Annotated in this window: 11 protein-coding genes; 3 read left to right on the plus strand and 8 right to left on the minus strand. The window is 67.9% G+C overall.

The genetic code is table 11. The features are described 5' to 3' along the window. Positions 1-29 precede the first annotated feature (29 nt). The 6 genes from AX730_RS01545 to AX730_RS01570 form a co-directional block, all read right to left on the minus strand. Positions 30-2048 carry a M13 family metallopeptidase gene (locus tag AX730_RS01545; protein WP_062351031.1) on the minus strand — a complete coding sequence of 673 codons (2019 nt, stop codon included), beginning with the start codon at positions 2046-2048 and terminating at the stop codon, positions 30-32. A gap of 195 nt (positions 2049-2243) precedes the next feature. Continuing rightward, a complete protein-coding gene (locus AX730_RS01550) occupies positions 2244-4331 on the minus strand; it encodes a M13 family metallopeptidase (protein WP_062351033.1) in 2088 nt (695 codons plus the stop codon). Between the two features lie 186 nt (positions 4332-4517). Further along, the gene (locus AX730_RS01555; RefSeq protein WP_062350913.1) at positions 4518-6227 is read right to left on the minus strand and encodes a CHASE2 domain-containing protein; all 1710 of its coding nucleotides are present in this window, start codon (positions 6225-6227) and stop codon (positions 4518-4520) included. Next, positions 6224-7876, minus strand: a complete 1653-nt coding sequence (locus AX730_RS01560) for a FecR domain-containing protein (protein ID WP_083537635.1) — start codon at positions 7874-7876, stop codon at positions 6224-6226. The genes AX730_RS01555 and AX730_RS01560 overlap by 4 nt, the downstream gene beginning before the upstream one ends. A 336-nt stretch (positions 7877-8212) precedes the next feature. Next, entirely contained in the window at positions 8213-8989 is a 777-nt protein-coding gene (locus AX730_RS01565) for a queuosine precursor transporter (RefSeq protein WP_062350917.1), read from the minus strand. Positions 8990-8992: 3 nt separating this feature from the next. Beyond that, a complete protein-coding gene (locus tag AX730_RS01570; protein ID WP_062350920.1) occupies positions 8993-9664 on the minus strand; it encodes a DUF502 domain-containing protein in 672 nt (223 codons plus the stop codon). 72 nt (positions 9665-9736) lie between these two features. Between AX730_RS01570 and AX730_RS01575 the strand changes: the two genes are divergently transcribed. After that, on the plus strand, positions 9737-11074 hold the full coding sequence (locus AX730_RS01575; protein WP_062350923.1) for a hypothetical protein: 1338 nt from the start codon (positions 9737-9739) through the stop codon (positions 11072-11074). On the opposite strand, the gene AX730_RS01580 is transcribed toward AX730_RS01575, so the two are convergent. Together AX730_RS01580 and trxA are read right to left on the minus strand one after the other, a co-directional pair. Next, a complete protein-coding gene (locus tag AX730_RS01580) occupies positions 11075-11536 on the minus strand; it encodes a DUF4442 domain-containing protein (RefSeq protein ID WP_062350926.1) in 462 nt (153 codons plus the stop codon). It lies immediately after the preceding gene. Between the two features lie 43 nt (positions 11537-11579). After that, on the minus strand, positions 11580-12434 hold the full coding sequence (gene trxA / locus AX730_RS01585; protein WP_062350929.1) for a thioredoxin: 855 nt from the start codon (positions 12432-12434) through the stop codon (positions 11580-11582). A gap of 139 nt (positions 12435-12573) precedes the next feature. Between trxA and AX730_RS01590 the strand changes: the two genes are divergently transcribed. Both AX730_RS01590 and AX730_RS01595 read left to right on the plus strand, forming a co-directional pair. Beyond that, positions 12574-13203 (plus strand): hypothetical protein, encoded by a 630-nt coding sequence (locus AX730_RS01590; protein WP_157074040.1) that lies wholly within the window; start codon positions 12574-12576, stop codon positions 13201-13203. Next, the gene (locus AX730_RS01595) at positions 13200-13418 is read left to right on the plus strand and encodes a helix-turn-helix transcriptional regulator (RefSeq protein WP_062350935.1); all 219 of its coding nucleotides are present in this window, start codon (positions 13200-13202) and stop codon (positions 13416-13418) included. The genes AX730_RS01590 and AX730_RS01595 overlap by 4 nt, the downstream gene beginning before the upstream one ends. Positions 13419-13457: the final 39 nt, after the last annotated feature.

Below are 13457 nucleotides of genomic sequence, written 5' to 3' on the forward strand. Positions count from 1 at the left end.
CGCCGTCCTTTTTGGAGCTTACGTCAGGCTCAGCGCCAGATCCGGATCTGGGCCGCTTCCTGCGCCTGCATCGGCTGGCCGGCCTTGCAGGTGAACGTCTGCGCGAAAGACGGCAGCTGGGTCAGTGGGCCGTTGGCGCGCCACTGGCCGGGGGCATGCACGTCGATGGCGGCACGTTGCGCGGCTTCCGTTTCGGACAGGTTCTGCGCCCACAGCGTGGCCCAGGCCTTGTAGAACGATTGCTTTGCGCCGGCATTCGCCTGCGGCTCGGTGGTGGCGAAGGCATCCCATGCCAGTTCCACGCCGGCCAGGTCGGCCAGGTTCTCGTCGCGCGTCAGCGCACCGTTGACCTTGACGTTCTTCAGGCCGGGGAACGCGTAAGCGTTGTACTGCGTGGCCACCTTGTCGCCCAGCGCATTCCACGCGGCGACATCGGCGGGCGTCCACCAGTCGCGCAGCTGGCCCTTGGCGTCGACCATGCGGCCCTTCACGTCGAAGCCGCGGCTCAGCTCGTGGCCGACCAGCGCGCCGAACGCACCGTACTGCACGGCAGCCGGCTGCTTCGCATCGAAGATCTCTTCCTGCAACACGGCAGCAGTGATGATCAGCCGGTTCTGCGCCAGGTCGTAGGCGAGCGCCGGCTGCTGCGGCAGCACGTCCCAGCGGCGGGCGTTGCCCTTGCCGATGCGCTTCATCTCTTCGCGATGGCGCCACGTCGACGCGATCAGGATGTTGCCGCCGAAGCTGCCGCGGCCCATCGGCTGCACGCTGTAGTCGAGGTCGCGCTTGGGCGTGCCGACTTCGATCTTCAGCTTGTCCAGCTTGGCCTTGGCTTCGGCCTTGGCGGCCTCGCTCAGCCAGGTGTTGCGCTCGAGGCCGCGGTCCAGCGCATCTCGTACCTGGCCGGCGATCTGTTCGGCGCGGCGCTTGTGGTCGGTGGGGACGTAGCGCTCGGCGTATTCCTTGCCCAGCATCGGGCCGGCGGCGAGGTTGATCGCGTCCAGCACCTGCTGCCAGCGCGGCGCCGGCGTGGTTTCGCCGCGCAGCACGCGGCCGCGGAAATCGAACTCGGCGTCGCGGAACGGCTTGGCCAGGTAGGGTGCCATCGCGTCACCCACGCGCCAGCGCAGATAGGCCTTCCACTGGTCGGGCTTGAGGCTGCCCACCAGGCCGTCGAGGCGCTTGAACAGCGCCGGGTCGGCCATCGACACGGTGTCGTCGTTGACGCCTTGCGCCTTGAGGAAGGCATCGAGCTGCAGGTTGCGGTACTGCTTGCCGAGGTCCTTGGTCGCGACCGGGGCGTAGTTCGCGAACGGACTGCGCAGGTCGACCAACGGCTTGGACACCTGGGCCAGCTTGGTTTCCACGTCGATGACGAGAGCGGATTCGGCATCCAGCTTGGCGGCCGGCGTGCCGGTCAGTGCCAGCACCTGCTTCACATAGGTGCGGTAGCGGCCGAGCAGTTCGCGGGTGTCGGCGTCGGTGCGGGTGTAGTAGGCCGGGTCGGGCAGGCCCAGGCCGCCCTGCATGAAGTAGCCGATGTGGCGGTCCAGCGCCTGCAGGTCCACGTCAGGACTGAAGTTGAACGCGACCGGCACGCCGACCTGGTGCAGCGCGGCGATGGCGGGCGCCACGTCCTTTGGCTTCTTGATGGCGTTGATGCGGTCCAGCAGCGGCGCGATCGGCTTGGAACCGTCGGCTTCCACGGCGGCTTCATCCAGGCCGCTGGCCCAGAAGTCGCCCAGCAGCTTCTGCACGTTGCCCTGCGGTGCCTTCATCGCGCCGTCGAGCAGGGTGCGTTGTTGTTCCAGCGTGCGCTCACGGAACGCGCCCAGCACGCTCACGGCACCGTCAGTGGCCGACGCCGGGTTCTTCTTCAGCCAGTCGGCGTTGGTGGCGCTGTAGAAGTCGGCGCACTGGGCGCTGACGGCCGGTGCGGCGGGGGCGCGCTTCTTGCGCTGTGCTTCGGCATCCGGGGCGCCCAGGGCGAGGACAAGGGCGAAGGCGATCAGGGTGGGGCGGCCGAGAGCAGGGCGCGGGCTGGGCATCAGGAACATCCGGGAGTTCAGGGGTCGGGCGATTCTAGCAAGCGCGTCGTCGATGCCCCGTCGGTCGTCGATGGGAATCCCGCCGCGGGTGGCGACTTTTGCGGGCACGCGTCACAGCTCGGTGATTCGCCGGCTTCAGAAAGGAAAAGGCCCGGACATGCCGGGCCTTTCCAGCTCACGACGGGACGCGCGCGCTTACCAGATCACGACCTGCTGATTGCCGGTGCGCACCATCGCCTCGCCGGCCTTGCACGAGAACGCGGCGGCGAACGTGGGCAGGTTCGACGGCGCGCCGATCGCGCGGAACTGCGCCGGGGCGTGCTCGTCGGTGGCGATGCGGTTCTTCAGTTCTTCCGGGGTGAAGTTGCGGCGCCACACGGTGGCCCAGTTGAGGAAGAAGCGCTGGTCGCGCGTCAGGCCATCGGTCTTCGGGTCCGGCGTGTCGCCTGCGGCCGCCTTCATGGCGTCGTAGGCGGTGGCCAGGCCGCCGAGATCGGCGATGTTCTCGCCCAGCGTGTGCTTGCCGTTGATCGCCTGGCCTGCGTCGGTGCGGTAGCCATCGAACTGCGCCACCAGCTTCGCGGTCAGCGCCTTGAAACCCTTGGTGTCGGCATCGCTCCACCAGTTCTCGAACTTGCCGGTGGCACCGAAGCGGCTGCCCTGGTCGTCGTAGCCATGCGTCATCTCATGGCCGATCACCGCGCCGATGCCGCCATAGTTCATCTCGTCCGTGGCGTTCGGGTCGAAGAACGGCGGCTGCAGGATGGCGGCCGGGAACACGATCTCGTTCTGGAACGGGTTGTAGTAGGCGTTGACCATCTGCGGCGGCATGCCCCACTCGCTCTTGTCCACGGGCTTGCCGATCTTGCCCAGGTCCCATTTGTAGTTGAACGCCTGGGCGGCCAGCACGTTGCCGTAGTAACTGTCGCGGCCGGTGGCCAGGCCGGACCAGTCGCGCCACTTGTCGGGGTAGCCGATCTTGGTGGTGAATGCGGCCTGCTTCTCCAGCGCCTTGGCCTTGGTGGCGTCGCTCATCCATGCCAGGTTCTGGATGCGCGCCTTCAGCGCGTTGCCCAGGTTGGCGACCAGCGTTTCCATCTTCGCCTTGGATTCCGGCGTGAAGGCGACCTTGACGTACATCTGGCCGAGCGCTTCGCCGCTCTGGTTCTCGATGGTGCCCAGTACGCGCTTCCAGCGGGCCTCGATTTCCTTCTGGCCGCGCAGCGTCTTGCTGTAGAAGTTGAACTGTTCGTTGGCGAACGCATCGCTCAGGTAAGGCGAGGCGCCATCGATGGTGTGGAAGCGCAGGTAAGCGCGCCAGATGGCGGCGTCGGTGTCGCCCAGCATCGTGCTGACTTCCTGGTGGAAGCCCGGAATGGCGAGCGAGAACTGCTGCAGGCCGGTCACGCCCTGGGATTCGAGGAACTTGGTCCACGAGAAGTTGGGCGTCAGCTTGTCGGCGTCGGCGAGGCTGACCATGTTGTTGTACAGGCTGACATCGCGAGAAAGGTCTTCGCGGGACTTGGAGGCCTTGGCGAGCCGCGTCTCGAACGCCAGGATCTGGTCCGCCTGCTTCTTGGCATCGGCAGCCGCCACACCGGACAGTTCGAGCACTTTGGCGATGTGCGCCAGGTAGGCCTTACGGATGTCCTTCTTGTCTGCGTCGAAGTAGAAGTTCTTGTCCGGCAGGCCCAGGCCGCCCTGCATGGCGACCGCGGTGTTCATGTCCGGATTGCTGAACTCCGGCAGCGCGCCGAAGCCGAACAGCACATTCTGGCCATTGGCGGCCGTCTGGTTGAGGTGCGCCACGATGGCGTCCTTGTCCTGCAGACCGTCGATGGCAGCCAGCATCGGCTTGATCGGCTCGATGCCCTGCGCGTTGACCTTGGTCTCGTCCATGCCGGTGGACCACAGGTCGCCGACGATCTTCTCGACACCGGTGGCGCCCGGCATCGCGGCGGCCTGTTCGGCCAGTTGCTTCTGCACGGCGGTGGAGCGTTCGGCCAGCATCTCGAACGCGCCCCAGCTGGTGCGGTCACTGGGGATCGCATTGGCGGCCAGCCACTTGCCGTTCGCATAGCCAGCGAAATCGGTGCAGGCGTTCTTGGTGGTGTCGAGGTCGCCGATCTGGAAGCGGTTCACGCCGGGCAGGGCGCTCTCGTCCAGCGTCAGGGCCTGCGTGGCCGGCGCCTGGGCGGCGGCATCGGCAGCGGGGGCGGGGGCGGCGTCTTCCTTCTTCGCGCAGGCAGCCAGCACGGTGGCGACGGCGAGCGACAACATCAGGATCTGGGGTTTACGGGCGATCACGGGTTACTCCGGCCCTGGGCAGGGCAATCGAAAAAAGGAACCCCCGAGGCGGGGGCGTGGCCGGACTCTACGCCTGTCGGGAACCGGGCAGGTGTGTCGAAGGTCATGGGCCTTCACGGGAACCCTGGCGGCATGCGCGGACGTTCCGGGGTGCCGCGATGCTCACGCCCGCGTCGCGGACGTCCCGACGGGCTCGTGTTCGCCCGTGTTGCTGAAGCTGCGATTGCGGCCGGCCTGCTTGGCACGGTAGAGCGCGGCGTCGGCGCGGTCGAACACGTCCTCCGGCCCGGCGTCGTCGCCGGTCAGGTAGGTGTGGATGCCGACGCTGGCCGTGAACGGCGGCGGTGCGCTGGCATTCGCACCATGCGGCTTGCGCCCGTGGTGGGCCAGGTCCACGTGGATGGTGGTCGCGATGGTGGCCGCGGCCTGCGCCGAGGTCTCGGGCAGCAGCACCGCGAACTCGTCGCCACCGAGTCGGGCGACCAGGTCGCGCGGGCGTCGCGCGCGGCTGCGCAGGATCCGGCCGAGCGCCTTCAGCGCGGCGTCGCCGGCCGCATGGCCCTGGGTGTCGTTGAGTTGCTTGAAGTGGTCGATGTCCATCACCAGCAGCGACAACGGCTGGCCGCTACGGCGCGCGATGCGCAGCTCATGGTCCAGCGCATGGTCGAAGCGGCTGCGGTTGGCCAACCCGGTCAGCGCGTCCGACTGCGCCTGGTGGTGGGTGCGCCGCAGCAGCCGGTAGATCCATAGCGAAGCGCCCAGCGCCAGGACGAGCATCGCGGGCACGGGCGAGAACCAGAGATGGCCGTAGCGCAGCAGCAGCACGGACAGCACCAGGGTGGCGGCCATCGTGAGCATGGTGGGACGCCAGATGCGACGCAGGCCAGGCAGCAGCGACAACAGCAACGGCAGCGAGACCAGCGCCGCCGCCAGCGCCGCCTGCCAGCCCTCCGACATCGGCGTGATGGCCGCGCGCTTCAACAGCATGTTCAGCAGATTGGCCTGGTAATCGGTGCCGCTCATGCTGGCGGTGGGCGCCTGCCCGGGCGCACGCGCCAGCGGTCCCATGCCGGTCGCGCTGACGCCCACGACGATCCAGTTGCCGCGCAGCAGCGAGGCCGGAATGCGCTGGTTGAGGACGTCGGTGTACGACACGTGGCGGAAGGCATTCGGTGGCGACGTGAAGGGGACCAGCACCTCGTGGTCGCGGACCCATTCGTAGAGCGATACAGGCTCCAGACCGGTGGTCACCAAGCGGCGTCCCGGCAATTCGGTGCCGGCACCGGCTGGCTGGTCCAACTGCAGCAGGGCCAGCGCCAGGGCCGGCCAGTGGGGGGATCCCAGTCCGGCGCGCAGGTAGGCTTTGCGCGCCACGCCATCGTCGTCCAGCGCCATTTCGGCGTGACCCAGCGATGCGGCGGACGCCGCGAACTCGGGGATCGGCATCAGCTCCACGGTGGCGCTGTTGAGCTGCACGGGCTCGGCCAGCACCGGCAGCACGACCCGGCCGCTGCGACCGATCGAGCGGGCCAGCAATGCGTCGCCTTCCGGATCGAACAACGCAGGTTCGGACAGCAGCACGTTGAACGCGATGCCTTTCACTTCGGTCAGGCGCAGCCGATCGACCAGCTGCGCATGGGTGCGGCGCGACCAGGGCCAGCGGCCCAGTTCGGCCAGGCTCTTCTGGTCGATGTCGACCACCACGATGCGCGGATCCGCCTCGGGCGCCGCGCCCAGCACCAACCGGTCATAGACCCAGGCGTCGAGCGACGCGGTCACGCCGGACAGCGTCACCAGGATCACGAGCGCAGCCGCACCCACCGCCGTCAGCAGGCGGGGTTTCCATTTCGGCGATGACGGGGCGGTGCTCACAGGGCCAGCAGTATGAGCAATGCGCCTGCTCCGGCGCCAATCCGGCACCAGCGGCAGGGGACCTCGATCACCTGCGGGGCCGGGAATGGGCCTTCGAAGCCGTCCACATCGATGGTCTGGGCGCGCAGATACCAAGTGCCGGAACGCAGGCGCGGCAGGGTGATCTGGGCTTCGTCGACGAGTTCGTCCAGCTGCGGCGCGCTGAAGTCGGGCGTGCGCGACATCTGGAAGCGGTAGCGCTGGCCAGGTTGGCCGGCAGGCCAGCGGAACGTCACGTCGCGCGTGTTGCCGGCGGCGGCCGTGCCGTCGATCTCGGTGACCTCCGCGAGCGGACGCACGGTGAACGCCAGGCTGTCACCGAAGGGACCGGCCTTGCCCGCGGCATCGACGCTGCGGATGCGCCAGTGGTAGTCGCCAGGCGTCAGGGGATCGGGCAGGCGGGCCGAGACCGCGGCATCGACGCGGCCGTGGGCAAGAGGCTGCGCAAATCCGCCGGCACCGGCGACTTCATAGTCGTAGGCGATCGCGCCGGGCGCCTGCGTCCAGCTCAAGGCGACGTCCGGCGTGCGCACCACGCTGCCTGCCGCGGGTGCGATCGAATAGGGCGGAGCGGGCTGGTCGTCGATCCTCAACTCGATGACGGCATCGCGACCTTCCAGTCCGTTCGCGGCGATCGCGCGTACGCGGACGAAGTAACGACCAGCGTCCAGTGTCGGCAGGGTGGTGCGGGGCACGTCGCTTTCAGCATCCATACGCAGGCTGTCGAAGGCGCGGTTGGCGCTCACCTGGACGCGGTACTGTTGCGCCCCGTCGACCGCCGGCCAGGCCAGATCGGGATGCGCGCTCTGCGACAGTGCGGCAATGCGCGACAGGTCGGGCGCCGGCAACAAGGCGATGGGCCTGACCACCGCCTGTCCCGCCGCAACCACCGCACCGTAGCCGGGACGCAGCAGCGCGCCGCGCTGGCGCGGTGCATCCACGGCGACGCGGCCCTCCAGCACCTCGGTTTGGGTGTGGTCGTCACCGGCCTCGACCCGGAACCGGGTGCCGCGCACCGCGGACGATGCGGTCGGAGTGTCTACGATGAAGTTCGCCGCCGGCCCGCGCAGGCGCCGGACGTCGTTGCCGATCCTGCCGCGCTGCAGGCGCAGGCGGGTGTCGGCCATGCCGGAGCGGCCGAAACGGGTCAGCCGGTCGAGCAGCAGTTCGCTGTCGCCGAGCAGCAGCAGGCGCGAACCATCCGCGAACTGCAGGCTCAGCGAGGCGTCGGGAGACGTCTTCAACCGGTAACCCGTGGCCAGCGACATGCCGGCGGTCACCGGTGCATCGCGGCCAGCGGCCGAGCGCGCGACGGCATTGCCCTGCAGGGCCACGACCCTGGCATTCGCAGGCTGGCGGTCCAGCCACTGCAACGGGATCCGCAGCGTGCTGCCGGGCGGCAACTGGTACGGGTTGGCGATGCGGTTGTGTTCCTGCAATCGCTGCCACGGAACCGACGGTTTGAGGTAGGCACCGGTCACGTCCCACAAGGTGTCGCCGGGTCGGACCCGGTAGACCCATTCCTGTGCCTGGGCCGACCACGACGCCAGCAACAGCATCGCCAGTCCCCATCCCAGCCATCCCTTTCCCTGGATTGCCCGCTTCTGCATCGCCCGCTCCCGCGCCTGCCGTACGAAATGTTGAATCGGTCACAATTATAAGCGGGTCCGATGGTCGCACTGGCCGGTTGCACGCGTTTTTCTCGTCACCTCACAATTGGCCGCGAGGCTGCCTCATGGCGAGCCACCCCAGAGACCGGCAATGTGCCGTGCCCGCCGGTACGGTTCCGCCGCATCGCGATGGTTCGGCACGACCACGGTCAGGCGTTGTCGGGAAGCGCAGCAGCACGTTTCAGAAGCCGATGGTCTTCGCCCTGCAGTCGCACCGAGACGTAGCGCGCCGCGTGTCCTGGGGCATGCCAAGGGCACGCGGTGCAGCGCACGGGCTCAGTCGAGGGCGGCTTCGTCCCGCAGTTGCCGTTCGCGCTCGTGGCCGAGGTAGCGCCGGATGCCATACCGCATCAGGTACAGCAGCGGGATCAACGCGATCGCGGCCAGCATCTTGTAGAGGTAGTTGACGGTGCTGACCGCCAGGAACAGCGAGGTCGGCCACTGCTGCGGCCCCAGCACGAAGGCGATGTAGATCACCACGAAGCTGTCCACCAGCTGCGAGATCGCGGTCGAGCCGGTCGCCCGCAGCCACACCCAGCGCTCGCCGGTGGCGTTGCGGATGCGATGGAATACCGAAACGTCGATCAGCTGGCCCACCAAGAAGGCTACGACCGAACCGGCAATCGTCCACATGCCCTGGCCGAAGATCGCGGCGAAGGCCTTCTGGTAGTCCGGTACGCCCTGCGATTGCGCGGCGTCCACCCACCAGTCGGCCGGCGCCAGCGCGATGGCGGCTAACGCGAAGAGGAAGCCGTAGACGATCAGGGCGACCGCCAGCCACGAGATGAAGCGCACGCCGCGCTTGCCGAAGAACTCGTTGATGGTGTCGGTCAGGACGAAGACGAACGGCCACAACAGCGTGCCGGCGGTGAAACTGAGCGAGCCGGTCTGGCCGAACAGGTTCCATTCCAGCGGCGCGATGCCCAGCGTGTCTTCAAGCGCGAAGATCTTGACGCCGATGAACTCGGCGAGCACGGCGTTCGCGCAGAACACCGCCGCCAGCACGATGAAGAGGCGGACCGCGCGGTCGTCCAGCGTGCGCGGCGCCTGCATCGCTCAGCGCTCCCCGGCGCGGGTGAACGGCATGGTCTCTGGCGCGACCGCGCCGCCGGAGATGATGAAGCTCATCGCCTGGTCCACCGTCCAGTCGGTCGGCGTCAGCAGTTCGACGGGGACGATTTCGAGATAGCCCGAGGTCGGGTTGGGCGTCGTGGGTACGTAGACCGCGGCCAGCTCGCGCCCGCTGCCTTCCTCGCGGATCACCCGAGTGACCAGACCGACCGACTTCATGTCGCGGTGCGGGAAGTCGATCAGCACCACGCGCTGCGTGCTGCCCGGCTTGGTTTCCAGCATGTCCAGCAGTTTGCGCGCGCTGGTGTAGATGACGTTCGCCAGCGGCACGCGCGCGATCAGCGCCTCGAACCAGCGCAGCAGTTGTTGCCCGATCACGCGCCGCGTCAGCGCGCCGACGGCCAGGATCACGAACAGCGTGGCGACCATCGCGATGGTGTTCTGCACCCACAGGCCGTTGAACCAGCCGAGCGACTGCGGGAACGTCGCCGCGATCTGGTGCGACAGCGGTTCCACCCACGGCTTGCTGATGCCGGAGAGCAGCACGAACACGAACTTGATGACGACCCAGGTCAGCCAGATCGGCAGCAGGGTCAGCAGACCGGTGATGAAGAGCTTCTGCACCGATACGCGGTGCGCGGGATGGTCGGGGGGCATGGCGATATTGTAGGCCGCCGCGCAGTCCCGGCTATATAGTCGTTTGCAGGACGCTGTTGCAGGGGGAATGGAATGAGCGGTTTCTTCAGGTGGTTCGGCCTGCTGGCCTTCGGTCTGGCGCTGCTGTTGGTGGTGCTGTACACGGCAAGCAGGTTGATGCCGATGCCTGGCGACGAGGCCGAGGCGCTGGCCCTGCTCGAGGCGCCCCGCACCATGGAAGGCAGCAACGGCTTTGCGGCGTTGTGGTCATTGCGGCATGACGTTCCGGTGGCGGAGGCCGAGCGCCTGCTGGTCCTGGAAGTCGAACGCTTCCGGTCGCGGCCGATCCTGGCCGGAGGGGGCGCGGGACCGTCCGATGCCTCCACACTCGATGCGTATCCGCGGATCGATGTCGAGGCGGGTAGCGATGAGCTCTGCAGCGGCCGGGAGACGCAGTGCCTGCGGCATGTCCGCGATCGCATGGACGTCCTCGTGCCGGCGGTGGCGATCCGGAAGACGCTCGCGGCGCGGGTCGCTGCACTGGACGACTACGATTATTTCCGCAGTCCGTTTCCGGCACGGCCGGACACGCCGCTGCCCGCCTACAACCCGCTGTTCCAGACGCAGACGCTGCATGCGTACGCGTTTGCGCACGGAGATCGGGAAGAGGGCCTGCGTGGCGCCTGCCGGAATGCGTCGATCGCCCGCAAGCTGGTGGCCAGTGGCGACTTGCTGGTCGGCGGCGTAGTGGGGACGGCGTTGATGGATATGTCCGCACGGCTGTTCGTCGACATGCTGGCGGACCTGCCCCCCGATCACCCTTTGCCGGACGAATGTGCGGAGGCATTCGACGCGGATGGCGCGATGGTCGCGGGCATCTGCCCCACCATGATCGGCGAAGGGCGCTACCTGATGGAGGGCTTCCGCGCATTGAGTGCTAGCGAGCAGCACTGGCATCGCAGGCTCATGACGGACCTCTTTCTCGACCAGCGCAAGACGATGGCGCGCGGTGCACGTCGCCACGCGTGGTTCTGCGGTCCGCAGGCCGATGCGCTCGTACGCGCGGATACCCCGATCGGCAAGCATGCACCGGTGTCCGGAGGATGGACGTTCTCCTGCCTCGCGAATGCGACCGGCTGCATTCTCGACAACATCGCCGCGCCTTCGCTGGTGGGCTACGCGGAGCGCTTCCAGGATACGGAGGCCCGGCTGCGCGCGGTGTCGGCCTGGCGGGCGTTGCGCGAACAACACAACGATGCGCGCCCGCTGAGGGAGCGGCTCGACGAATGGCAGCGCGCGCACCCGGGTGGCCGCGGGATCCGGGTTGGTCCCGACGGGAGCGGGCTGGAGATCGACCTGTTCAATGACAGGCAAGGCCCCGTGTTCACGCTGCCTCCACCTGCCGCCGGCGCGGACCTGCCGGCACCGTGATCAGCGCGGCCGGCGTGCCTCGGGCTTCAGTCGCACGTAGATCTGCTTGCGCACGCGGGCGACGACTTCGTTCTGCGCATTGAACACATCGGCGGGCATCCAGCGCAGGTGCTTCTCGCCGTTGGCGGCCTCGGCGCGGATGTCCTCGAGCACGCGTTCGTCCAGGCGGAACTCGGCGTGCAGCGTGCCTTTGCCGGGCTTCACGAACTCGATTTCAGCGGCCTTGTCCCAGACGAAGTACTCGCCGCCCAGGCGCTCCTTGGCCAGGATCATCCAGAACGGGTCGGTCATGGCGAACAGGCTGCCGCCGAAATGGGTGCCGACGTAGTTGCGGTTCCAGGGGCGCATGCGCAGCTCGACGCGTACGAAGCTCCAGTCGGGTGCCATCTCGGTGACGTGGATGCCGCTGAAAAGGAAGGGCGGCCACACGTTGAAGATGTGGCGCAGGGTGCCGGGTTTCATGCAGGACTGCTTTGCTGGGTAATGACGGGGAAGTACTTGCGGATCAGAACAACAGGGAGGACATCTTCCTGCGGTACTGGCTGACCAGGGCATCGTCCTCGATCACGCGGAAGGCGTCGATCAGGCTCTTGCGCGCCAGTCCATCCTCGTAGGCACGGTCGCGCTTGAGCATCTCCAGGAACTGTTCCAGCGCCGCCTCGGAGTCGCCGGCGACCAGTGCATGCACGCCGAGCAGGTGGCGGGCGCGCAGGTCGTCCGCGTTCGCGGCGATGGCAGCACGGAGGGCGTCGGGCGCCGGGGCATCCTTCAGCGCAGCGGCGAAGCCCAGCCGCGCGCGCGCCTTGACCGCACGATCGTCCGTGGCGAGGTTGGCGGGCAGCGCATCGAGCAGGCGCTCGGCCTCGCCGGCTTCACCTGTTTTCAGCAGGGCGAGGACCAGATCGAGCTTCAGTTCCTCCTTGTCGGGGTCGGCCGCGATGGACTCGCGCAGGGCGGCGACCTGCGCCTGCGGATCGAGCGGGATCTCTTCGGCGACGGTATCGGCCGCGTCGGCCGGTTGCACGCCATGCGACGCCAGGAACTCGCGCAACTGGCCTTCCGGCAACGCGCCGGGGAAGCCATCGACGATCTGTCCGTCCTTGACCAGGAAGACGGTTGGCACCGAGCGGATCTGGAACGCCGCGGCGATCTGCTGCTCCTGGTCGACGTCGACCTTGGCCAGCAGGAACGCGCCGTTGTACTCGCCCGCCAGCTTCTCAAGGATCGGCCCGAGCGTCTTGCACGGCCCGCACCAGGTGGCCCAGAAGTCGACCAGTACCGGCACCTCCAGCGACTTGCGCAGGACCTCGGCCTCGAAGGTCTCGGTGGTGGCATCGAATACGTGGGGCAGGTCGCTCATCGGGTCACTCTTGGCGGTGGGGCGTGGCGGTCACATGGTGCCGCGGCCGGCAGGATACAAGGAGATGTAAAAAGCATTTGACATCGCTTGGTCGAAATGTAATGTATGCATTACATATTGTCTGGCGAGGATGACGTCGATGCGGCTGCAGCATGTGAGGTGGTGGGTCCTGCTGGTCGGCGCGATGCTCGCGTTCTGGGCGCTGCTGGCCGGGCCGGACGTCCTGTTCGGCGTCGATCTGGGCAAGTGGGGCACGGCGCTGCTGGTGACGGTGGCCTGGGTATCGCTGTTCGCGGTCTCGCAAACGCCGCCCGGCGAGGTGGAGCGCGGCCTCTCGCCGGGCGAGTGGAAGGCGTGGGTCGGTGTCGCCTTCATGCTGGCGGCCACCGGTTATTTCCTCGCCAAGACGCACGTGTTCGCCGATGGCCCCGCCTGGGACAACCACGCTGCCCGTGCGGTGGGGCGCAACCTGGTGCTGCTGCTGGTCGCGTGGAGCGTGCTCATCGGCATGCTCGGCAAACGCTGGAAGGGACGGGTACAGGAGGACGAGCGCGACCGCGAGATCGAGAAGCAGGCCGCGGGCTGGGGGCGGGGCGGGTTGACCTTCGTCGTGGTCGGGCTGGCGGTGATGCTGGCGTTCTCGCCGGCAGACCGGCTGGCGTGGGCGTCGCATTTCATGATCGCCAACCTGCTGGTGTTCGCGCTGATGTGGGGCTGGCTGTGCGAGTACGCGGCGACGGCGGTGATGTACTGGTGGGGCCGTCGATGACCGGCACGCCGATCGCCAACGACATCCGGCGGCTGCGGTTCGAGCGTGGCGAGATGACCCAGCAGGCGCTGGCCGATGCATGCGGGGTAACGCGGCAGACCATCATCGCGCTGGAAGCGGGGCGCTATGCGCCGTCGCTGGAACTGGCGTTCCGCATTGCGCGGGCATTCGGCGTGGGGGTCGAGGGGGTTTTCCGCTGGGATTCGTCACCCTAGCGCGGTGGCGATGCGGGTCTGCTAGGGTCGCGGTCCCGG

Source organism: Pseudoxanthomonas mexicana (assembly GCF_001556105.1).
Taxonomy (GTDB): Bacteria; Pseudomonadota; Gammaproteobacteria; order Xanthomonadales; family Xanthomonadaceae; genus Pseudoxanthomonas_A; species Pseudoxanthomonas_A mexicana_A.

Bases quoted from the DNA above. Each gene is read 5' to 3' on its own strand.
- AX730_RS01575 (WP_062350923.1), top strand. From the start codon at position 9,737: ATGAGCGGTTTCTTCAGGTGGTTCGGCCTGCTGGCCTTCGGTCTGGCG.
- AX730_RS01580 (WP_062350926.1), bottom strand. From the start codon at position 11,536: ATGAAACCCGGCACCCTGCGCCACATCTTCAACGTGTGGCCGCCCTTC.
- AX730_RS01590 (WP_157074040.1), top strand. From the start codon at position 12,574: ATGCGGCTGCAGCATGTGAGGTGGTGGGTCCTGCTGGTCGGCGCGATG.
- AX730_RS01595 (WP_062350935.1), top strand. From the start codon at position 13,200: ATGACCGGCACGCCGATCGCCAACGACATCCGGCGGCTGCGGTTCGAG.
- AX730_RS01570 (WP_062350920.1), bottom strand. From the start codon at position 9,664: ATGCCCCCCGACCATCCCGCGCACCGCGTATCGGTGCAGAAGCTCTTC.
- AX730_RS01565 (WP_062350917.1), bottom strand. From the start codon at position 8,989: ATGCAGGCGCCGCGCACGCTGGACGACCGCGCGGTCCGCCTCTTCATC.
- AX730_RS01560 (WP_083537635.1), bottom strand. From the start codon at position 7,876: ATGCAGAAGCGGGCAATCCAGGGAAAGGGATGGCTGGGATGGGGACTG.
- AX730_RS01545 (WP_062351031.1), bottom strand. From the start codon at position 2,048: ATGCCCAGCCCGCGCCCTGCTCTCGGCCGCCCCACCCTGATCGCCTTC.
- trxA (WP_062350929.1), bottom strand. From the start codon at position 12,434: ATGAGCGACCTGCCCCACGTATTCGATGCCACCACCGAGACCTTCGAG.